The 18689-nt window shown below is 54.6% G+C and carries 23 protein-coding genes and 1 tRNA gene; 17 read left to right on the top strand and 7 right to left on the bottom strand.

Going from position 1 to position 18689, the window contains the following annotated elements; genetic code table 11:
• Positions 1–69: 69 nt before the first annotated feature.
• From AC2FNB_RS01290 to ribD, 6 genes are all read left to right on the top strand, one after another.
• Positions 70–507 carry a thiol-disulfide oxidoreductase DCC family protein gene (locus AC2FNB_RS01290; RefSeq protein WP_496743976.1) on the top strand — a complete coding sequence of 146 codons (438 nt, stop codon included), beginning with the start codon at positions 70–72 and terminating at the stop codon, positions 505–507.
• A gap of 3 nt (positions 508–510) precedes the next feature.
• Positions 511–1041 carry a DUF4166 domain-containing protein gene (locus AC2FNB_RS01285; RefSeq protein ID WP_496743975.1) on the top strand — a complete coding sequence of 177 codons (531 nt, stop codon included), beginning with the start codon at positions 511–513 and terminating at the stop codon, positions 1039–1041.
• A 66-nt stretch (positions 1042–1107) separates the two neighbouring features.
• Entirely contained in the window at positions 1108–1512 is a 405-nt protein-coding gene (locus tag AC2FNB_RS01280; RefSeq protein WP_480749850.1) for a hypothetical protein, read from the top strand.
• Between the two features lie 33 nt (positions 1513–1545).
• Entirely contained in the window at positions 1546–1959 is a 414-nt protein-coding gene (locus tag AC2FNB_RS01275) for a secondary thiamine-phosphate synthase enzyme YjbQ (RefSeq protein ID WP_496743973.1), read from the top strand.
• A 120-nt stretch (positions 1960–2079) separates the two neighbouring features.
• Positions 2080–2550 (top strand): transcriptional regulator NrdR, encoded by a 471-nt coding sequence (gene nrdR, locus AC2FNB_RS01270; protein ID WP_480749852.1) that lies wholly within the window; start codon positions 2080–2082, stop codon positions 2548–2550.
• On the top strand, positions 2547–3659 hold the full coding sequence (gene ribD, locus AC2FNB_RS01265) for a bifunctional diaminohydroxyphosphoribosylaminopyrimidine deaminase/5-amino-6-(5-phosphoribosylamino)uracil reductase RibD (protein WP_496743971.1): 1113 nt from the start codon (positions 2547–2549) through the stop codon (positions 3657–3659). Before nrdR ends, ribD begins: the two co-directional genes overlap by 4 nt.
• A 7-nt stretch (positions 3660–3666) precedes the next feature.
• Here the strand turns inward: ribD and AC2FNB_RS01260 are convergent, their stop codons facing one another.
• From AC2FNB_RS01260 to AC2FNB_RS01250, 3 genes are all read right to left on the bottom strand, one after another.
• The gene (locus tag AC2FNB_RS01260; protein ID WP_496744037.1) at positions 3667–5670 is read right to left on the bottom strand and encodes a capsule polysaccharide biogenesis protein; all 2004 of its coding nucleotides are present in this window, start codon (positions 5668–5670) and stop codon (positions 3667–3669) included.
• On the bottom strand, positions 5670–6800 hold the full coding sequence (locus AC2FNB_RS01255; protein ID WP_496743969.1) for a polysaccharide biosynthesis/export family protein: 1131 nt from the start codon (positions 6798–6800) through the stop codon (positions 5670–5672). Before AC2FNB_RS01255 ends, AC2FNB_RS01260 begins: the two co-directional genes overlap by 1 nt.
• A 95-nt stretch (positions 6801–6895) precedes the next feature.
• A complete protein-coding gene (locus AC2FNB_RS01250; protein ID WP_496744035.1) occupies positions 6896–8206 on the bottom strand; it encodes a capsule polysaccharide biogenesis protein in 1311 nt (436 codons plus the stop codon).
• A 138-nt stretch (positions 8207–8344) separates the two neighbouring features.
• Between AC2FNB_RS01250 and AC2FNB_RS01245 the strand changes: the two genes are divergently transcribed.
• Positions 8345–8938, top strand: coding sequence for a riboflavin synthase (locus AC2FNB_RS01245; protein ID WP_480749856.1), 594 nt, complete (start codon positions 8345–8347; stop codon positions 8936–8938).
• On the opposite strand, the gene AC2FNB_RS01240 is transcribed toward AC2FNB_RS01245, so the two are convergent.
• Positions 8935–9993 carry a phosphatase PAP2 family protein gene (locus AC2FNB_RS01240; RefSeq protein ID WP_496743967.1) on the bottom strand — a complete coding sequence of 353 codons (1059 nt, stop codon included), beginning with the start codon at positions 9991–9993 and terminating at the stop codon, positions 8935–8937. The genes AC2FNB_RS01245 and AC2FNB_RS01240 overlap by 4 nt on opposite strands.
• 271 nt (positions 9994–10264) lie before the next feature.
• Here AC2FNB_RS01240 and ribB point away from each other — a divergent pair, with 271 nt between their 5' ends.
• From ribB to AC2FNB_RS01215, 5 genes are all read left to right on the top strand, one after another.
• The gene (gene ribB, locus AC2FNB_RS01235; RefSeq protein ID WP_496743965.1) at positions 10265–11386 is read left to right on the top strand and encodes a 3,4-dihydroxy-2-butanone-4-phosphate synthase; all 1122 of its coding nucleotides are present in this window, start codon (positions 10265–10267) and stop codon (positions 11384–11386) included.
• A 1-nt stretch (position 11387) separates the two neighbouring features.
• The gene (locus AC2FNB_RS01230; protein WP_496743964.1) at positions 11388–11939 is read left to right on the top strand and encodes a 6,7-dimethyl-8-ribityllumazine synthase; all 552 of its coding nucleotides are present in this window, start codon (positions 11388–11390) and stop codon (positions 11937–11939) included.
• Positions 11936–12418: a transcription antitermination factor NusB gene (gene nusB, locus AC2FNB_RS01225; RefSeq protein ID WP_496743962.1), complete on the top strand. Its 483-nt coding sequence runs from the start codon at positions 11936–11938 to the stop codon at positions 12416–12418. Before AC2FNB_RS01230 ends, nusB begins: the two co-directional genes overlap by 4 nt.
• A 70-nt stretch (positions 12419–12488) precedes the next feature.
• Positions 12489–12794, top strand: coding sequence for a hypothetical protein (locus AC2FNB_RS01220; protein WP_480749861.1), 306 nt, complete (start codon positions 12489–12491; stop codon positions 12792–12794).
• A 289-nt stretch (positions 12795–13083) separates the two neighbouring features.
• Positions 13084–13515 carry an MmcB family DNA repair protein gene (locus AC2FNB_RS01215; protein ID WP_480749862.1) on the top strand — a complete coding sequence of 144 codons (432 nt, stop codon included), beginning with the start codon at positions 13084–13086 and terminating at the stop codon, positions 13513–13515.
• Positions 13516–13519: 4 nt separating this feature from the next.
• Here AC2FNB_RS01215 and AC2FNB_RS01210 read toward each other — a convergent pair whose 3' ends face one another.
• The gene (locus AC2FNB_RS01210; protein ID WP_480749863.1) at positions 13520–13708 is read right to left on the bottom strand and encodes a DUF6324 family protein; all 189 of its coding nucleotides are present in this window, start codon (positions 13706–13708) and stop codon (positions 13520–13522) included.
• Positions 13709–13785: 77 nt separating this feature from the next.
• On the opposite strand from AC2FNB_RS01210, the gene AC2FNB_RS01205 reads away from it, so the two are divergent.
• On the top strand, positions 13786–14268 hold the full coding sequence (locus AC2FNB_RS01205) for a GNAT family N-acetyltransferase (protein WP_480749864.1): 483 nt from the start codon (positions 13786–13788) through the stop codon (positions 14266–14268).
• 47 nt (positions 14269–14315) lie between these two features.
• Positions 14316–14392, top strand: a tRNA-His gene (locus AC2FNB_RS01200).
• Positions 14393–14433: 41 nt separating this feature from the next.
• On the opposite strand, the gene AC2FNB_RS01195 is transcribed toward AC2FNB_RS01200, so the two are convergent.
• On the bottom strand, positions 14434–14736 hold the full coding sequence (locus tag AC2FNB_RS01195; RefSeq protein WP_480749865.1) for a DUF6476 family protein: 303 nt from the start codon (positions 14734–14736) through the stop codon (positions 14434–14436).
• Between AC2FNB_RS01195 and AC2FNB_RS01190 the strand changes: the two genes are divergently transcribed.
• Together AC2FNB_RS01190 and rpoH are read left to right on the top strand one after the other, a co-directional pair.
• Complete coding sequence (locus tag AC2FNB_RS01190) at positions 14735–15769, top strand: RluA family pseudouridine synthase (protein WP_496743959.1); 1035 nt, start codon at positions 14735–14737, stop codon at positions 15767–15769. The genes AC2FNB_RS01195 and AC2FNB_RS01190 overlap by 2 nt on opposite strands.
• A 147-nt stretch (positions 15770–15916) precedes the next feature.
• On the top strand, positions 15917–16813 hold the full coding sequence (rpoH, locus tag AC2FNB_RS01185) for an RNA polymerase sigma factor RpoH (protein WP_480749867.1): 897 nt from the start codon (positions 15917–15919) through the stop codon (positions 16811–16813).
• A gap of 79 nt (positions 16814–16892) precedes the next feature.
• On the opposite strand, the gene AC2FNB_RS01180 is transcribed toward rpoH, so the two are convergent.
• Positions 16893–18071, bottom strand: coding sequence for a dipeptidase (locus AC2FNB_RS01180; RefSeq protein WP_496743957.1), 1179 nt, complete (start codon positions 18069–18071; stop codon positions 16893–16895).
• 135 nt (positions 18072–18206) lie between these two features.
• On the opposite strand from AC2FNB_RS01180, the gene AC2FNB_RS01175 reads away from it, so the two are divergent.
• Positions 18207–18476 carry a DksA/TraR family C4-type zinc finger protein gene (locus AC2FNB_RS01175; protein ID WP_496743956.1) on the top strand — a complete coding sequence of 90 codons (270 nt, stop codon included), beginning with the start codon at positions 18207–18209 and terminating at the stop codon, positions 18474–18476.
• The last annotated feature ends 213 nt before the right edge of the window (positions 18477–18689 follow it).

Here is an 18689-nt window from a genome sequence, read left to right as displayed (position 1 = left end):
CGTTTGTCGCATTGCTTGGAACTTGTGCGCCATGCAATCGTGAGGGCGGCAGTATTTGAGCGTGTCGGAATGCAAGACCTTGTTGAAATACCGGAGGCAGCCGGGCGCGATCTGATTGTTTTCGATGGTGAATGCGTTCTCTGCTCTGGCTTTTTCCAGTTTATACTCCGGCACGACCAAGCGCAAAAGTTCGCGTTTGCCACTGCGCAATCTGCTTTAGGTCAGAAGCTTTATCGCCAGCTTGGTCTGCCGACGGAGGATTTTGAAACCAATCTGGTCATAGTGAGAGGCAGAGTACATCAGCGACTGGATGCCTTTGCGGCAGCCATGCGGGAGCTTTCTGGGATTTGGCCGGCCTTCTCGATCTGCTGTTATCTGCCGGGCTTTCTGAAGGACCGTATTTACCAATCTATTGCCAGAAACCGCTATTCGATCTTTGGCCGGTTCAACCGATGCATTCTCCCAGATGCTGAAATCAAAGCGCGGTTTGCCGTGGGAGGATTCTGAGGCGTGAGAGACCCGTTCCTGCAGGCATTGCCGGATTGTGTGGCGTTGCCAACATCGTTACGGCAATTGCATAGCACCGCTGGGGAGTATGTTGGTCATTGCACAATCGAGAAAGGCAAAGGGTGCTTGGTTTCGCTGGCATTGCGTCTTGGAGGTTTTCCGCCTTCCGGAGTGAATGTTCCGGTGCAGTTACGTATCCAAAAGCGTGGTTTGAAATGGATGTGGGAAAGGAATTTTGACGGGCACGTTACTCGTTCGGTCCTTTCTTACGACGCGAAAAGCAATCTGGTGCACGAAAAGTTTGGGGCAGTGACCTTGACGTTGCGGCCACAAGCCAGGGGTAAACGGATCGCAATTGAGGTGGCGGGGGTATATGTTTTTCGCATACCTGTTCCTCGATGGTTCCTGCCGCAATCAGAGACGTTCGAGCATGAGGATGAGCAGGCGAGATTTGCCTTCGACGTGAGCGCCCGATTGCCGGTATTGGGCTTGTTGATCCGGTATTGCGGCACGCTCGAACCTTTGTTGTCTTAACCGCCTGTCATTTCCCGTTATTCGGCATTAGTTTAGGTAACAAGACAGTCGAAGGAAGTTCCGCGAATGAAAAAAATGATTGGATTGGCCACAGCCCTTGCTTTGGTGGCAGCGACGCAAGCGGACGCCTTTCGTGCCAGAGGTGGATATTCGGTAAATCAGGTCGACAGCAATGTGTTCGAAGTGATTCCAGGTGGCCCCCAACGTTCCGTCGACTACTGGTGTGCAGCTTCGGAATATGCACGGCGCGAACTTGGAGCAGATTGGCGACAGCGCATCTATATCGCGCGAGGCTATGGGCCAAGCGTGACAACCGGGCGCAAGACCGCCGTGCAGTTCACTCTGAACTCGCAAGCAGCCGATAACGGAGCTGGGTCAAACAGCTTTCTTCGTCTTGGTTTCAAGGTTGGTGACAGCATGAGTGTCCAGCAGGCCAACGGAAATTGCTTTCCGTCTCCTCCGGGCTTTTAGAATCCTGAGCTTTCTGCCATTCGAGAGACAACAGTGCACCGCGAGTTCCAGATCATCACTAACGGGCAGGGGCTTTACGAGTTCACGACACAGTTTAGCGACTGGTTGCAACCTGTTGGAATTGATGGTTTGGCGACACTTTTTGTTCGTCACACGTCCTGTTCCCTGTTGATTCAGGAGAATGCGGACCCAGACGTTCAAATAGACCTCAAGGCCTTCTTTCAGCACCTCGTGCCTCATTCAAACCATCCGGCCATGACTTATCTCCGTCATACCTATGAAGGCCCAGACGATATGCCCGCGCATATCAAGGCCTCGATGATGCCGGTTTCTCTGTCTATCCCGGTGGTCGGAGGCCTGCCCGTGTTGGGGTCATGGCAAGGCATTTATCTGTTTGAACATCGCGATGCGCCCCATACCCGCAAGGTCGCTGGGTATTTTGCCTAGCGCCCATTATCTAGCGGTGCAAAATTCAGACTACCCAAATCCTAGCGGCTGTCCTATAGTTGTGGATAAGTGGGCCAAAGTACTCACAAAAGAGGCGGACAAGGGACGAGGAGACGGCGGATGCGCTGCCCGTTTTGCGGAAATATCGATACTCAGGTCAAAGATTCACGTCCAGCAGAGGACCATGTGGCGATCAGGCGACGTCGGTTTTGTCCGGCTTGCGGCGGGAGGTTCACAACTTACGAGCGGGTTCAGTTGCGCGATCTGGTTGTGATCAAGACAAACGGGAAGCGAGAGGATTTTGATCGCGACAAATTGGAGCGTTCGATCCGCATTTCGATGCAGAAACGCCCGATTGAACCTGAGCGGATCGACCAGATGATCTCAGGCATTGTGCGACGGCTGGAAAGCATGGGGGAAACGGACATTCCCTCCAACAAGATTGGCGAGATCGTGATGGAAGCGCTGGCGCGGATCGACACGGTGGCCTATGTGCGCTTTGCCAGTGTTTACAAGAATTTCCAGGCAGCCGACGATTTCGAAGATTTTGTCCACGAGTTGCGCCCACCGCAGCCACCGACTGAAGAATGAACGATACAGAGAAGCGATATATGGCGTTGGCCCTGTCCTTGGGCCGGCGTAATCAAGGTTTGTGCTGGCCAAATCCGGCCGTTGGCTGTGTCATCGTAAAAGATGGACGGATCGTTGGTCGTGGCTGGACCCAACCCGGAGGTCGGCCACATGGCGAAACGCAAGCATTGGCGCAGGCAGGCGAAGCTGCGCGGGGCGCAACGGTCTATGTATCCTTAGAACCTTGTGCGCATCATGGTCAGACGCCGCCTTGTTCAAATGCCCTAATCGCCGCAGGGGTTGCGCGTGTGATTTGCGCTATTGAGGACAGCGATCCTCGAGTTTCTGGGCAAGGCTTTGCCATGCTGCAAAATGCGGGGATCAAAGTCGTTTCCGGTGTACTGAGCGAACAGGCGGCTCGCGAGCATGCCGGTTTCTTTCTGAAGACCGAGCAGGGGCGCCCGTTTGTGACGCTCAAACTTGCGAGCAGCTTTGATGGTCGTATCGCTACGGCGACGGGGCAAAGCAAATGGATCACTGGCCCGGAAGCGCGTCGCACTGTCCACGCCATGCGTGCGCATCACGACGCGGTGATGGTGGGTGCGGGAACAGCAAGGGCGGATGATCCTTCGTTAACTGTGCGGGATCTTGGTATCGAAACTCAGCCTGTTCGCGTGGTGGTATCGCGGCATCTTGACTTGCCGCTGATGGGGCAATTGGCGCGTACAGCGTCGGACATCCCGGTTTGGCTGTGTCATGGACCCGGTGCTGACATTGAACGGATCCGTGCGTGGGAAGGTATGGGGGCCCGACTTATTCCCTGCGCGATGAATGGAACCCAGATCGATGCTTCAGATTTGCTGCAACAATTGGGCAAGGCAGGATTGACCCGGGTTTTTTGTGAAGGTGGTGCGGCACTGGCGGCAACGTTGTTATCCGAGGATCTGGTTGACGAGTTGATCGGTTTTTCTGCAGGTATTGCGATCGGAGCGGAAGGATTGCCTGCCATCAGCGCGCTTGGTTTGAATCATCTTCAAGAAGCGCCGCGCTTTGAACTCGTTGAGACACGTGATGTCGGCGGTGATGTGTTGATGCGTTGGACAAGAGATTTGAACTTAAAACCGCGGTGAAACTGCTTCATCGCCACAAATGAGTGTATGACGCAAACGCCCCTTGTGCCTTTGATAAAAGGCGGTTGACTAATCCGGTTTTCGGTATGTCCGAATGCACGAGGCGATCTATGACGACTTCGACCTGACAGGGTAACCCGGTCACAGGATCGCGATAGCGAGGGTAGTCGATAAGTGCAGCATGTGCGAGTCCTTGTACAGTTGGGTGCGCTCCGCGGCGCGCGGGGACCGCGCCAAGATCCTTCGTCAAACCCCAACCGGCATAGAAAGGCGCGCCCAATGTCGTGACTTTTATCCCTCTGATCAGTGCCTCAAAGCCGATAAGGGATGTAATTGTCCATACTTCCTGAACTTGCATTAGCAATTCGGCAGGACTTGTGCCTGTGGCGACGACATCGGCCAATGCTGAGGTATCTATCGCCCCCTCTCGAAGGCCGGCTTCGACGTCGGGATGGGGCTTGTAGACAATAACTGCTTCTGGATTGGCTTCGCGTGTGGCTTGCAGGAGTTCGAGATTGGTCCGGATACTGCTTGCCCCTTTTCGGATCGACATATCGTCCTCGACCTGACCGGGAACGAGTATGCGATATCCGTCAGGCAGTTGCGGAATTGGGCCTTCGATATTGTATTTACTCAGTCCTTCGTGAATAACGCGCTCTATCAGACGCTCGGCTCGCAAACGTTGGTCGGGACGCAAGGTCTCGCGAGCGGTGATCAAAGTTTCTAATCGACTGGGGCGGGTCGGATCATAGTAGATACCCAAGTCATCCGTCACCAGAGAGAGTGGTGGAACAAGCTTTGCGCCCAGCCCGCGGGAGCGTAGAAAGCCATCCTCGACCCGCACGATACCTTCCACATCGCCCGCGTGTGTGGCCCACGCCATATGCCGTCTTTGCGAAGAAGGTTCGACTTTGTCGACAAATTGGATTCTTTTCTGTTGGCCGAACATGTCTTGCAGATACCGCCGCTTCCATATCCGCATACCTGAAGCAGTCCAACCATGGTTGTCTTCGCGCCACGCGCGTGCTTGCGCTTCGAGCGCGTCCAGAACGGTTTCCAAGTCGCATAGTTTATCACGATAGGGGTCGTACCATGTCGGATAAAGCATCATCGCTGCAGCAAACAGTTGTGCTCGGGTCAGTTTGCGAGTACGGCGCGGGAGTGGGTTTTCGTCCTGGGTCAGGCCCCAACCTGCGTAAAAAGGCTGTCCAAAGACCCGTGGTTTGTGCCCTGCCAAAATGGCTTCGAACCCCATTTGCGAAGACAAAGTGTAGACACCCACCGCGCCATCTAGCAAAGCCCATGGGCTGACAGAGCGATCCAATAGGGATACGCGGTCAGTCATGTCCGCCGTCGAGTAATGACCGGGGCGAAATCCTGCTGATGTTTCCGGATGCGTTTTGATGATCACGCGTGCTCCGGGGTGTTCCTCTTGAGCGAAAATTAGCATTTCGCGAAACATGGCGTCTGTGCCGCCGTTTGCGGCCACGGCGGCATCGCCGCGTGTTTGGTCGAGGACCAGAACATAACCGGGGTCAGGAATACTCTCGCCAATATCGTGGGCAGAGTATTTGCTTAGATGTGCTTCCTTCATCCGTTCTATGGCACCGCGTGCGCGATCCAATAGGGCTGTATCATCAAGTGGATGCGAAACAAGCAGTTGTTCCAGGTCCGACGGTACGGTTGGGTCAAAGTGAACCCCGGAACCATCCAGCAAAAGTCCCAAAGGAGGTTCGCCGCTGCGTCCCGGTTTCATCGAGCGGAGAAATGCATCTTCGATATGCAGAACGGGCAGGTTACGCCTTGAAGCAATGTTCCGGCCGCGATGTGCGGTGGGACTATTCCCCCAAACGCCGACAAGGTCGCCATCAACTGGAAGGCCAACCCGAATATCGAAGCCTTTAAGCGTAAGAATCCGCCGCAAACGTCGTTGGGTCAGAAACCCACCGTTGAATACGAACAAGCGGGTTCGGTCATTTCCGTCTATCGCTTCGTGGGTCTTGCCCACGATCAAGAGCCGGTCAGCGTCGCGACATTGGCAACCGGCGTCAAACCACCTGCGATAAGCGATACGGTTTTGGTCCATTGCGCATAGGGCGCTTCGGTCACATAAATCGTGTCGTCGTCCCGGATGACAAAATCACGGGCAACGAACAATCCGTTGGGGGCGGTCAGATTCAGGACGTAAATCAATCGCTGCGCACCTTGCAGACCCGGCTGCCCTAAAACGTTCCGCGCGATATCCTGCGTTTCGTTGCGCAAAACGAAAATGCCCGTTGGGTCGGAAGAAAAGGATTGTAACCCCCCAACCTGCGCCAACGCTTCAATTGCGGACAAGTCTTGGCTCTCAAACGCGACGCGGGCCTGACTGTTGGTGGATCCCAAAGCAACGTACGATCTGGTATCCTTTTCGACCAGAATTCTGTCGCCACCACGCAAAGCGATGTCGAGGCTAGGATCCTTGAAGAGATCTTGGTACCAAATCGTTCCTCTATGCGGCCCCCGGATTACAGTCACAAGGGCAATTTCCGGTTCAACTGTGACGCCACCGGCCTTTGCCAGCATGTTGGCAAGAGTACGCGTTGGGCGTTCTATTGGATAGACGCTGGGTGCCCCGACAGCCCCAGTCAGAGCAACCGTTGCACCGTCGCCCGCAAGGCGGCGAACTTGGATTTGCGGATCAGGCGTCTGATCTTGCAGTTTGGAGGTGATTAATTCGCGTAATTGCTCGGGTGTATTGCCGGACGCGCGGACGCGTCCCGCATAGGGCATGAAAATGTAGCCGTCGCTGTCGACCTGAACTTCTTCAAGTATAGTGGAGTTTCCAAGGTCGCCGCTTAGCAGACCGTCATCCACGTTCTCCCACACGGTCAAACCCAATACATCGCCTGGGCGAATAGTGTCGGCGGTAATGTTCGAAGCGCTACGAAAGGCCGATGAAAAACCCAGATTCGGGACCGAGGCGGAAGCCCTAGCTACCCGGTCGTCAACAAGAACGACATGCGCATTCCCGCTCTCCTGAATGGAGCCTGCAAGGATTTCCTTTTCATTTGGCCCAGATTTGGGAAGCGCGCAGGCCGAAAATAGGCCAACTGACACGAAAAGGGCGCAAGATCTGGCCCAAACGCGGGATATCCCCATCACTGCCCGAACTCCTCGATTATTTACGCTCGGTCTTCCGAGTTTTGCGCAACTTATACGGTTCCCGTGCGACTTTCCAGCGATAGACTGAGATATTACCTTACAACCCGCAACTGTTGCCGCCGGGACTCTGTCTTGGCTGCAAGCGCCTCATAAGGGTCTTGGGAATTCAGCATCATGTCGATGACATGTCTTAGCAATTGCCTGCGTCCTCCCTGTGAATAAAATCCGCCAGGAATCTGACTCGTTTCCAGGAGGAAGCGCCGGTAGTCACGGTAGGCATGGATGTTGGGCTGTCGTGGGTGCGCGAAGAATTCACTGATAGGCTGTAGAGACACGAATTCGGGCTTGCCGTAAACCGAGCGCCCGAATGCGCGTAAAGGTTTGCCTCGCCACAAAACTTGTTGCCCGGCAGTCGAGTTGATCGTGACTGCGGTATGGGCATCGTCCAACAGTTTTGCGAGTTTGCCACCAGGTAGATAATGTATGCGTCCCGACACGCCGAACTTGCGCCCAAGGTGGCCCACTACGCGGCGTAGTGGTACTTGACGGTTTTCCAGTGGGTGTTCCTTGATGACAAGGTGGTGATGTGCCGGGGCGCCGTTGGCGAAACCTTCGATCACTAGTTCCAAAAACTCGGTCATGGAGGAAAAGTCGGAATGGCTTTGGAAGGAACTGTCATGCTCCAATTGCAGAAGGACCAAGTGATATGGAAACCCGCCGCGTTGCACTCGGGACGTAGCCAGAAATCGCTCGATCCGGCGCAGGGGCATAAACAACAAGCGTTTGAAGTACAGGCGGAACTCTTTGGACACGGGTAGCGCGCGGTGGGGGCGGAAGTTTTTATATTTTTGGTTCAGGAGCATTACGAACCAGTGATATAGCGCGCCATAATAAATGTGCTGGCGCATGTCGCCCCAGTGGGCGGGTGGTGGAGGGGTGTCGGTACCAGCCTGATCCAGCGCATGCCGCATCTGGTCAAGTTCCATCTGCATCAATCGTGAGTTCCCGTTGGAGCCGCCTCGCTCATAAGTTACCCACCACGGGCGCAAATAACCTTCCTCGAAAACGTGTGTGACGATGCCCATTTTTCCCGCTGCTTCAACGGCAAGGGCGTGAACAGGGCGAGTGTCGCCGTACAATACGATATCGGTGACTCCGTGGTGTTTCAATAACGCGTCAATAGCTGCGGGCCACTCATCCGGTTGGTCGCGAAAAGGGATAAAGCTGTCTGCATCATTCCAAAACGCCTGGTCGCCTGAATTGAATCCTACGCGCCAAACCGTTGCGCCTGCTTGACGCAACAAGCCCCCAAGCATCGAAAAGAACGGTCCGTGAGGACCTTGCAGAAACAAAAACACCCGCCCTGAAGCCGAAATGTTGGAATTCGTTGGCGCTTGTGTCATCGATACTGCTCGCGGCCGCGGCGGCGGTTGTTTTTGCAAACTATGGCGACTCTCTGAAATTCGCGCAAGGCGGGACTTGCCGCAGCCGTTCGGGAGGGGTAGTTCGGGACTGAACGCTACCCTCGGAGAGTTAACGGCATGTTTACAGGGATCGTCACCGATATCGGAACCGTGGTGGAACTGGATCAACAGGGAGATTTGCGAGCGCGGATCCGAACTGCTTATGATACCGACACCATTGATATTGGTGCATCGATTGCCAGTGACGGCGTTTGTTTGACGGTTATAGCTCTAGGCGATGTTTGGTATGATGTTCAGATCAGCGCAGAGACGGTATCCAAGACCAATTTCGACGAATGGCACGTGGGGAAGCGCGTCAACCTTGAGCGAGCTCTGAAAGTTGGTGACGAGTTGGGTGGACACATCGTTTCAGGGCACGTGGACGGGGTAGCAGAAATCATGTCGGTAGATGACCAGGGGGACAGCACGCGGGTCACGCTGCGGGCACCTCAGGAGCTTGCCAAATTTATTGCTCCCAAGGGGTCGGTCGCCTTGAACGGTACTTCCCTGACGGTCAATGATGTCCAGGGATGCGAGTTCGGAATCAATTTCATCCCGCACACCAAGGAGGTGACCACGTGGGGGAGGGTAGAGGTCGGAGATCGCGTGAACCTCGAAATTGATACTTTGGCTCGGTATGTCGCCCGTTTGACGGAAGCTGGACAACTCTAACCTTCTCCAAATTTTCGAACCAGCGACTTTGCACTCAACCAGCAACCGAATGCCGTTGCCGCCCCAATGTACCCGTCCACAGCGTAGTGCCAGGCGAGATGAACTGAACCAATCATTACGCAAAGGGCGAACGCACTAAGCAACCAGCCGCACAGGCGCGAGTAGCTGAAGCCGAATAAGGCAATAACCACGCTAGAGGCGACGTGCATGCTTGGCATCGCGGAAATCAGGCTGATACCGTCTTCACGGAATTTTAGCAGTACAGAATCTTGAACATCCAGCACCCAAAGTGTGTAAGTTCTTCCGACGGTTTCCAGCTTTCGCAATTGTTCGGCATAGGTGTCACCATATCCGAATGCTTCAAAATACACAGGACCACCAGATGAAAAAACCATCGCCATAATTGTACCGCCGACGATGCAGGTAAGTAGGAATGCGATCAGGAATTCAGCTCCTCTTCCGGGGTTTTTTCGGTCGAAGGCAGCGACGAATATGGCCAAATACACGACGACGAACCAGATATGATATGCGAGACTCAAAAGATAGGTCGCAATCGGTGACCCAAAGACGTTCCATATCAAAGTCCACGGATCCGCCCCACCGTGAATGCTTCGGTCCAGAGCGGAGAAGTACGGATCCCAAGCAAAGGGGTTGAATATCGGAATCAAGTTTTTGAAGAACGCAAAGCCGGCAATAAAGATGGTGATTGCCAGAAAACAGATTGCACCCTCAAGCAGATTGGACGGCCCCAAGAATGTCGAACGTAAGTCGTTAACAAACCATTGAATAGGTTTCTTTGGTTTTACACGGAACGCGGCAACGGCAAAGCGCCAAACCAGATAGATGCCGCCAAAGAGAAACAAGAAATACCGCAAGACGTACAACCCGCCAGAAACGTGCGATTGAACTTTCGGCCAGAAATCCAAGCCGATAATGCTGCCAATAAGAGCACCGACCAGCAAATAGCACGAGACAATCGAAAGGAGCAGCTTTCGCCTTCTAACGATATCACCCAGCGCTGAGTGCTGGCTAGGAAATTCTGTTGTAATAGCCATGCCCGATCGTGCCGTAGTTGTTCAAGATGAGGAAACCACTTGTCGATATGTCAGATTTTATTCTGACAGCGGATAGGCATCAATCGGGCGTTATTGTGGCAGAGGTGATAGTATTCCCAAGAATGTTGCGGTGGCTGTGTCTGCTGGCGAAACGATCTGGGATGTAAATCCACGTCATTTCAAAGTTGCCTATGCTGTTTTGCGGTCTGGTCTTTACCGGTGTTGTGGTCTATTCCCGCCCGGCAAGACTTGCGCTGCGAAAGGCTGCCACATGAGCTTTGAAACACCCGGTCCAGTCGAGGCCCAGTTGCGTGATGCGATCAGCCCCATTGAGGAGATCATTGATGAGGCCAGGTTGGGTCGTATGTATATCCTGGTTGACCACGAGGATCGTGAGAACGAAGGGGATCTGGTGATCGCAGCGGAGTTTGCGGATGCTGATGCAATTAATTTCATGGCGACCCATGGGCGCGGGTTGATTTGTTTGCCGATGACGGCCGAGCGGATTGACCGGCTGGGGTTGCCGATGATGGCGGTCAACAATTCATCCCGGCACGAAACCGCTTTCACCGTTTCGATTGAGGCCCGCGAAGGCGTCAGCACCGGTATTTCAGCAAGTGACCGGGCACTGACTGTAGCAACAGCGATCAACGAACTGAACACGATGGCGCATCTGGCGACGCCGGGCCACATTTTTCCATTGCGCGCCAAGCGGGGTGGCGTGTTGGTGCGAGCGGGCCATACCGAAGCAGCGGTGGACATATCCCGACTTGCTGGTCTGAACCCTTCCGGCGTCATTTGCGAAATAATGAAGCCAGACGGCACGATGGCACGCTTGCCGGATTTGGTTGAGTTCGCGAAACAGCACGAAATGAAAATTGGCACCATCAATGATCTGATTGCCTATCGCGCGCGCAATGACAATCTGGTGGTCGAGACCTCGCGCGAGGTGGTGCAATCGGAATATGGTGGCGAGTGGGAATTGCGGTTATTCACGGACCAGACTCATGGTATTGAGCACGTGGTAATGGTCAAGGGAGACATTTCGACTCCGGGACCTGTACTGACCCGGACCCACGCGTTGCATGAGGCGTCTGACGTTCTTGGGATAGGTGTGAAATCAGTCAAAGAACTGCCCCGCGCCATGGAAAAGATCGCGGCGGAAGGACGCGGAGTCGTTTGCTTGTTTCGGCAACCTCGAAATTCTCTCTATGCGACCGAGGACGAAGGTCCGCGCACGATTAAACAAACCGGTCTGGGCGCACAGATACTGTCGAAGATGGGTGTTCACGAACTAATCCTGCTAACCGACTCTCCACAAACAAAATATCTGGGTCTGGATGCCTTTGGTCTTTCCATTGTCGGCACCCGCCCCATCCTAAAGGATGACTGAAATGGCCGGACATGAAACCCACTATACGTTGCCGCGCGCGGAATTCGACGATCCGGTCAAACTTCTCATCGTTGTGGCACCCTACTACAAGGATATCGCTGACGATCTTATTGCGGGTGCAAGGGCAGAGATCGAAGCGGCGAAAGGGACTTGGGAAGTCGCGGAGGTTCCAGGGGCTTTGGAAGTGCCGACGGCTATCGCCATGGCCGATCGCCAGCGTAACTTTGATGGCTATGTCGCGCTGGGTTGCGTGATCCGGGGGGAAACCACGCATTACGACACAGTATGCAATGACAGCAGCCGTGCGCTTCAGCTGATGGGGTTGCAGGGGCTTTGTATTGGTAATGGCATACTGACGGTTGAGAACCGCGAACAGGCCATTGTGCGCGCAGACACCAAACAAATGAACAAAGGGGGAGGGGCTGCGGCTGCGGCCTTGCATCTGATCGCGCTCAGCCGTAAATGGGGCGCTTCGAAGAAGGGCGTCGGGTTCAAGCCGCCGTCCGAGTCCATCCTTGTGGCGGGCGACAGCAACGGACCCTCGACGGCATGAATACCAAAGAAGCACCCAAACCGGGCAGCAGGAAACGCATGATGAAGTCCGCGGCACGACTTTATGCCGTGCAGGCGTTATTCCAGATGGAGCAATCCGGTCAAACCACCGAACAAGTGGTGCGTGAATTTCTGGACCACCGTTTCGGAGCTATCTATGAGGGCGACGAGATGATTGCGGGTGATGTCTCGTTGTTCAGCAGACTGGTGGATGACGCAGTGAACTATCAGGCTGCAATCGACCAGATGACTGACCGGGCGCTCGTAGCCAAATGGCCGATTTCGCGGATCGACCCGACGCTGCGGGCTGCCTTCCGCGCTGCAGGAGCGGAACTCACACAAAGCGATACACCACCAAAGGTCGTTATCAACGAGTTCGTGGAAATTGCTCGGGCCTTCTTCCCGGATGGCAAGGAACCTAAATTCGTGAACGCTGTGCTGGATCATATGGCACGCGAAGCCAAGCCAGAGTCTTTCTGACACGCAGGTGCGCGCTTTACCTTGGCTTCATATGCGCTAGATTGAATGTCATGGTGCAAGGAGACACAGCATGCCGAAACTCGTCCGTCTCTATATCACACAGGTTCTTATTGGTTTCATCTTGTCGGCGATCTTCGTTGGCGTGCTCCTGGCTCTGAATGTGGCTAACTTGCGCGGCCTGATCCTTGGATCAGAAGTTGGACCGATGGCCTTGGGTATGATCTGGTTCATGAATGGCGTTGTTTTTGCTGGTGTTCAGTTTGCCTGGAAGATCATGAGTATGGCCGAGAAACCTGACAAACCTCGGGGCGGTACGCCGATTGCTCCAGGTTTGAAACCCGCCTTTGTGAAGCAAAAGGCAAGCGAAAGGCGCTGAATTATTTACGGAAATGGAAAAGTGGCGGGACCACCAGACAACCGTGGGGCGTTGATTCCCGAGGACCTGCATGTACAGGTGGGTGCCAGGTAATCAGGCCAGGACCTGAACAGAGCCAGCCCCCTCGGAAATGGTTAAGGCCACCGGAATACTGCCTGACACGAGAAGGGCAGAACCCGCCGACAGCCTAAGTAGGCTTTGCAGTGAGATTGCACAAGAGGGTAGGCGCTAAGATTTTCCAAGCTCACTCGGACTTGCTTTTTGTTCACTTATTGTTCACCCTTGCAGCATGACTCTCGATTTACAACCAGGCCAGAGACTTGCGCGCGGGGTGGCGCGACACTTATCGACTCATGGTTTTGTTTCTGTTGAAGAATTTGTTCCTGCACGTGGGCTCCGTGTTGACGTGATGGGGTTAGGTCCCAAGGGAGAGCTTTGGGTGATCGAGTGCAAGTCCAGTCGGGCCGACTATCAGGCAGATTCGAAATGGCACGGTTATTTGGAATGGTGCGATCGTTTTTTTTGGGCCGTCGATATCGAGTTCCCAACCGAAATGCTGCCCCGGGATACGGGACTGATCATCGCGGATGCCTATGATGCCGAAATCATCCGAATGGCTCCGGAAGAAAAGGTTGCGCCCCCACGTCGCAAAAAAATGATCCAGAAGTTTGCAATGGACGCAGCTCGACGGTTGCGCGCTCTGCGAGATCCGAAGCTGTAGCTGTTCAGCTTTTAACGCTTCTTGCCGCTTGCGCCGCCGCGCGGATTTCTTCTGCGATTTCTTCGGCTTCTTCCGGATCGAAGTCCATCGGAACCTCAAGGTCGCCCGCCTCGATGAACAGGCGCACCATGCCTTGATCGGTCGGCCCGATCTGCAAATTCGCTTCGATGTCGCGTTCGGTATTGATGCCCATGACGGCCTCCGGAATTGAGTATTCGTGCTAGCCCGCAGCGGGTTGAGAATCAAGCGCCCTTTGCGGTCTTATGAGGCATGTCAGATGTGTCGCTTCGCAGATTTCGCCCCGAAGATGCCCCGTGGTTGGTGGAACGCCACGGAACGCTCTATGCTCGTGAAGAAGGATTTGACGATACATTTGCGCCGTTGGTCGCAAGCATCCTTGAGGAGTTCATCGCTTGCAACGATCCCAATCGTGAAAAGGGGTGGATCGCTGAAGTCGATGGGCAACGACTAGGAAGCGTTTTTTGTGTCTCTGCCGGTGATGCCGTGGCAAAGTTGCGCCTTTTCCTTTTGGTTCCTGAAGCGCGCGGAAAAGGGTTAGGCAAACGTCTACTTGGTACCTGCATGGGGTTCGCCCGCGAGGCCGGATACAGCGAAATGGTGCTTTGGACGCATGAAAGCCACCGTGCGGCCTGTGGGCTTTATGCGGCCTTTGGCTGGCAGCTAGAAGCCTGCAAATCTGTGCGTTCATTTGGGGTCGACTTGATCGAACAAAGCTGGAGAATTCAGCTATAACCCTCTTGCAATCCCGGGACGCGTTGGGTACATCGCCCCTCACAAGTGCCGCCTTAGCTCAGTTGGTTAGAGCGCTGGATTGTGGATCCAGAGGTCCCCTGTTCAAGCCAGGGAGGCGGTACCATCTCTCGATTATAGAGTATCGACGCACAAGCTATTGCGGTTTCATTCGACCTCGATTTGCTGTCTCAGATTGCCTGTCGTTTTGTCAAAGATCATGATCCGGTTGTCATCCGTCACCACCGCATACCAGTTGTTCCCGATGGTCACGGCCTGAGCGCGAGCGCCGCCGGGTAATTCGACCTCGTCCGGCAAATTAGGGGTGCGATCGGACAAACGGATGACAATCAGCGCAAATGTCAATACAACCCCGCCAATCATTACCGCCGTCAGTAACATGACCATACGCCTCAAGAGTTTAAGTTGTGGCGTTTCCAGCGGTTCTTGCGGTTCGGAAGGGACAGTCATGGGTACCCGCCTGATTGAGTTCGAAATTGCGGCGTCTCCGCCACCCCGCCTTGATAAGGCGCTTTCGCGGGATGTGCCAGACCAGGCCAACCTGTCGCGTACCCGTCTTGCCCGTCTGATCGAAAGCGGGGCGGTTTCGGTCGATGGTGCTGCTATTTTGGATGCCAAGGCACGTGTCGCTGAAGGAAGTCGTATCTCTATAGTGATCGAAGATGCCAAAGACAGCCACATAGGCCCGGAAAATATTCCGTTGGACGTCGTTTATGAAGACAAAGATCTAGTCGTCATCAACAAGCCCGCTGGAATGGTTGTTCACCCGGCGCCAGGATCGCCTGGCGGGACGCTGGTAAATGCTCTGCTGCATCATTGTGGCGACAAGTTGTCTGGGGTTGGCGGTGTCAAGCGCCCAGGTATCGTCCACCGGATCGACAAGGATACAAGCGGGTTACTCGTTGTGGCAAAATCGGATGCTGCGCATCACGGTCTCGCGGTCCAGTTCGAGGCGCACAGCGTGGAACGTTATTACCGGGCGGTTTGTTATGGTGTTCCTGACAGAAGTGATCCGCGTTTGCGGGGCGTCAAAGGAGCAAGCTTCGAGCCGGGCAACATTTTGCGTCTGACCACCCAATTGGCACGTCACAAGACTGACAGGCAGAAACAGGCGGTTCTGTTTCATGGCGGTCGTCACGCGGTGACCCGGGTTAGGGTGGTCGAGGTATTCGGTGCTCCCCCGGTTTTGGCGCTGGTCGAATGCTGGCTTGAGACAGGTCGGACGCACCAGATTCGCGTGCACATGGCCCATGCGGGGCATGGGCTGGTTGGCGATCCCGTTTATGGGGGTAAGAGAAAGTTGCCGGAACAGTCGTTTGCCCGCGAAGCTGTCGAAGCAGTTCGGAATTTCCCGCGTCAGGCACTGCATGCGGCTGTTCTGGGGTTCGAACATCCGGTAACAGGCAAAGCTCTGCGGTTTGAATCGCCAGTACCTAAGGACATGAAGACATTAATTTCCGAGTTGCGCGAACCATTGTCATAATGCGCAAATCACTGTGATCCTCGGAAACTTATCTTTCCTTAATGAAAGTTTAAGAACAGACTGTTAACCCGCCCCTTGAAAGGGAAGTATTCACGACCCATATCCTATGTTAAATGACTAAACATTGAAGTCTGGAGGGACACGGACATGGCGAATTATGCAAATCTGCCAGCCCCGACGCCGGAAGGCGGCCTGAACCGCTATATGCAGGAAATCCGCAAGTTTCCTCTACTTGAACCGGAAGAAGAATACATGCTGGCCAAGCGTTGGGTCGAAGAGCAGGATGCTGAGGCCGCTCACAAGATGGTGACGTCCCACCTGCGCTTGGCGGCCAAGATCGCAATGGGATACCGTGGTTATGGCTTACCACAGGCCGAGGTGATTTCCGAGGCCAACGTCGGTCTCATGCAAGCCGTAAAGCGGTTTGATCCTGAGAAGGGTTTCCGTCTGGCGACCTATGCGATGTGGTGGATCCGCGCATCGATCCAGGAGTACATTCTGCGCTCCTGGTCGCTGGTCAAGCTTGGCACGACTTCAGCGCAGAAGAAGCTGTTCTTCAACCTTCGCAAGGCCAAGGCCCGTATCGGTGCGTTGGAGGAGGGCGACCTACGCCCGGAAAATGTTGCGCAGATTGCAAACGATCTTGGAGTGTCTGAAGAAGACGTGATCAGCATGAACCGCCGCATGTCAGGCGGGGATGCATCACTAAACGCAACTGTCGGCACCGAAGGCGACAGCGCCATGCAGTGGCAGGACTGGTTGGAAGATGAAGATGCGGATCAGGCCGGAGATTATGAGGCGCGTGACGAGTTGGAGGCGCGGCGCGAACTTCTGGCTGCGGCCCTTGATGTTCTGAACGACCGTGAAAAAGACATCCTCACCCAGCGCCGCCTGATGGATCAGCCGGTGACCCTGGAGGATCTGAGCACGCAATACAATGTAAGCCGAGAGCGCATTCGCCAGATTGAAGTGCGGGCTTTTGAAAAACTGCAAAAGAAAATGCGCGAACTTGCCCGTGAAAAGGGCATGCTCAACGGTATCTGATTGGGCGCTGGTGACTCCGTACCCCCAACAGGTTTAAGACTTGGTGGGGGAATTTTGAAGGTGCTGCCGACTCCAATGTTCAACGCAACCTTGTGCGCAAAACACGTAGCATGTTTTCGCCCATAACCTTGCGGATCTGAGGTACCGTCAACCCTTCGTCCAAAAGTGCAGACGTCAGCGCTGCGAGTTCGGATGTGTCGAATGCCGTTTCGACCGATCCGTCAAAATCCGATCCCAGCGACACGTGGTCTTCACCCACAGTTGCCACAGCGACCCGTATCATCTCTGCTATCCCGGCGGGAGAGTTATCACCACAGGTCACTTCGGCCCAATAACCCATTCCGATGACGCCATCAGTGGCTGCAATCTGCTGCATCAATTCGTCGGGAAAGTTACGTTTAACCGCGCAGTGCCCATGCAGTCCGCCATGACTGACAATCACGGGAATGTCCGTCATGGCCAAAACCTCTCGTGCGACTTGTGGGCTGGAGTGGGCCAGATCGACTAGCACTGGCCTCCGCGCCAACTCCGCAACCACCGCACGGCCAAAGTCGGTCAATCCGGAATTCGACTTCCCATGCAAAGAGCCGCCCAAGTCATTGTCGAAAAAGTGTTGAAGGCCAAACACCCGATGCCCGGCATCATAGATTGCATCAAGATTGGCGAGATCGCCCTCTAGGGGATGAGCGCCTTCTATCCCCAATACGCCTCCGATAACCATTTCCCCGTTGGCGCGGGCGTTCAAAACCGCGTCCAGATCTGCGGTTGATTTGATGATCTTCAGGCGGCCATCAGATTCAGCTTCGAACTTATGTAATTTCTCGGCTTGATAGATTGCGCGCTCTTTCAAGCTGGCCCAGGTCCGCAGCGGCCACATTTGAGCGATAGCGAGTAAGGTGATGTTGTCGAAAGCATCTGATGAGTTGCTGTCATAGTTCTGGCCGGCGGGTGATTTGGTAACTGCGGTAAAGACTTGCAGTGCAACGTTCCCTTCGGCTAGTCGCGGAACGTCTACTTGCCCGCGAGTGCCGGCTTTGTTTAGATCTCGGCTCCAGAGCAGGGGATCGGCATGCAGATCCCCAACGATCAGCGTCTCATGCAACGTAGCACCCGCGTCGGAAACCGGATAAGGCGCGTGGTCGATCACGTTGTTACGTGTGTCTTCAACATAGTTTGGAAGAAACCCGAAAAAAACAATGAAGCTGGACACAACAACTATGATGAACAGACCGCCAAGCAATTTCAGAAATCTGCGCATCACTGCCCTCCGTCACTGACACTTCACAGTAACTGGGTGTCACCGCAAATAAAGCCTGACTTGGCGTCGGTTTCGTCACCAGCTTGAAACGGCCTTGAAAGCCTGTAAGCATGAATGACGCAAGGGAGGAGCGATATGGCAGGTGGATGGGCGCGCGACGGCGCGGTGAGCGAACAGATAGAGGCGTCGATCAACGACGAACTGGCGCGAATGCAAGCGCATAAACGTCCTGTAGGCGAGAGCCTGACACATTGCGCTGAATGCGAAGAGCCAATTTCTGAACAACGTCGAGCAGCCCAGCCTGGAGTAAAGCTGTGTATAGATTGTCAGCAAGAGAGGGACAGCACATTCAAGGCCCGCGGTGGCATCAACCGCCGAGGATCCAAAGACAGCCAGCTGAAATGAGTTAACGGTGGTTTCTGCGTCGTCGCCAGCGGCGAAAGAGATCGACATCCATCGCCGCGACCATAATACCCAGCGGGATCATCCAGAATCCGAGCACAGGCAGGAAACCCAAAACTCCTCCAAGAATGAGTAGAAAACCCACGACAATCCTCAAGCCACGCGGCACATTGCGGCGGATACGAACCAGGGCAGGGCGCAGACGCGTCCTCAGCG

The sequence above is a fragment of the Ruegeria sp. BHSB058 genome (assembly GCF_059613285.1).
Note: the sequence above shows the minus strand (reverse complement) of the source record. Positions and strands in the feature narration are given on the sequence as shown.

Excerpts from the sequence above, each read along its gene's own strand:
- AC2FNB_RS01230 (WP_496743964.1), top strand. The coding sequence starts at position 11,388 with ATGGCCGGACATGAAACCCACTATACGTTGCCGCGCGCGGAATTCGAC.
- AC2FNB_RS01255 (WP_496743969.1), bottom strand. The coding sequence starts at position 6,800 with ATGGGGATATCCCGCGTTTGGGCCAGATCTTGCGCCCTTTTCGTGTCA.
- ribD (WP_496743971.1), top strand. The coding sequence starts at position 2,547 with ATGAACGATACAGAGAAGCGATATATGGCGTTGGCCCTGTCCTTGGGC.
- AC2FNB_RS01180 (WP_496743957.1), bottom strand. The coding sequence starts at position 18,071 with ATGCGCAGATTTCTGAAATTGCTTGGCGGTCTGTTCATCATAGTTGTT.
- AC2FNB_RS01280 (WP_480749850.1), top strand. The coding sequence starts at position 1,108 with ATGAAAAAAATGATTGGATTGGCCACAGCCCTTGCTTTGGTGGCAGCG.
- rpoH (WP_480749867.1), top strand. The coding sequence starts at position 15,917 with ATGGCGAATTATGCAAATCTGCCAGCCCCGACGCCGGAAGGCGGCCTG.
- AC2FNB_RS01215 (WP_480749862.1), top strand. The coding sequence starts at position 13,084 with ATGACTCTCGATTTACAACCAGGCCAGAGACTTGCGCGCGGGGTGGCG.
- AC2FNB_RS01210 (WP_480749863.1), bottom strand. The coding sequence starts at position 13,708 with ATGGGCATCAATACCGAACGCGACATCGAAGCGAATTTGCAGATCGGG.
- AC2FNB_RS01240 (WP_496743967.1), bottom strand. The coding sequence starts at position 9,993 with ATGGCTATTACAACAGAATTTCCTAGCCAGCACTCAGCGCTGGGTGAT.
- AC2FNB_RS01250 (WP_496744035.1), bottom strand. The coding sequence starts at position 8,206 with ATGACACAAGCGCCAACGAATTCCAACATTTCGGCTTCAGGGCGGGTG.
- nusB (WP_496743962.1), top strand. The coding sequence starts at position 11,936 with ATGAATACCAAAGAAGCACCCAAACCGGGCAGCAGGAAACGCATGATG.
- AC2FNB_RS01195 (WP_480749865.1), bottom strand. The coding sequence starts at position 14,736 with ATGACTGTCCCTTCCGAACCGCAAGAACCGCTGGAAACGCCACAACTT.
- AC2FNB_RS01190 (WP_496743959.1), top strand. The coding sequence starts at position 14,735 with ATGGGTACCCGCCTGATTGAGTTCGAAATTGCGGCGTCTCCGCCACCC.
- AC2FNB_RS01290 (WP_496743976.1), top strand. The coding sequence starts at position 70 with ATGCAAGACCTTGTTGAAATACCGGAGGCAGCCGGGCGCGATCTGATT.
- nrdR (WP_480749852.1), top strand. The coding sequence starts at position 2,080 with ATGCGCTGCCCGTTTTGCGGAAATATCGATACTCAGGTCAAAGATTCA.
- ribB (WP_496743965.1), top strand. The coding sequence starts at position 10,265 with ATGAGCTTTGAAACACCCGGTCCAGTCGAGGCCCAGTTGCGTGATGCG.
- AC2FNB_RS01175 (WP_496743956.1), top strand. The coding sequence starts at position 18,207 with ATGGCAGGTGGATGGGCGCGCGACGGCGCGGTGAGCGAACAGATAGAG.
- AC2FNB_RS01245 (WP_480749856.1), top strand. The coding sequence starts at position 8,345 with ATGTTTACAGGGATCGTCACCGATATCGGAACCGTGGTGGAACTGGAT.
- AC2FNB_RS01205 (WP_480749864.1), top strand. The coding sequence starts at position 13,786 with ATGTCAGATGTGTCGCTTCGCAGATTTCGCCCCGAAGATGCCCCGTGG.
- AC2FNB_RS01220 (WP_480749861.1), top strand. The coding sequence starts at position 12,489 with ATGCCGAAACTCGTCCGTCTCTATATCACACAGGTTCTTATTGGTTTC.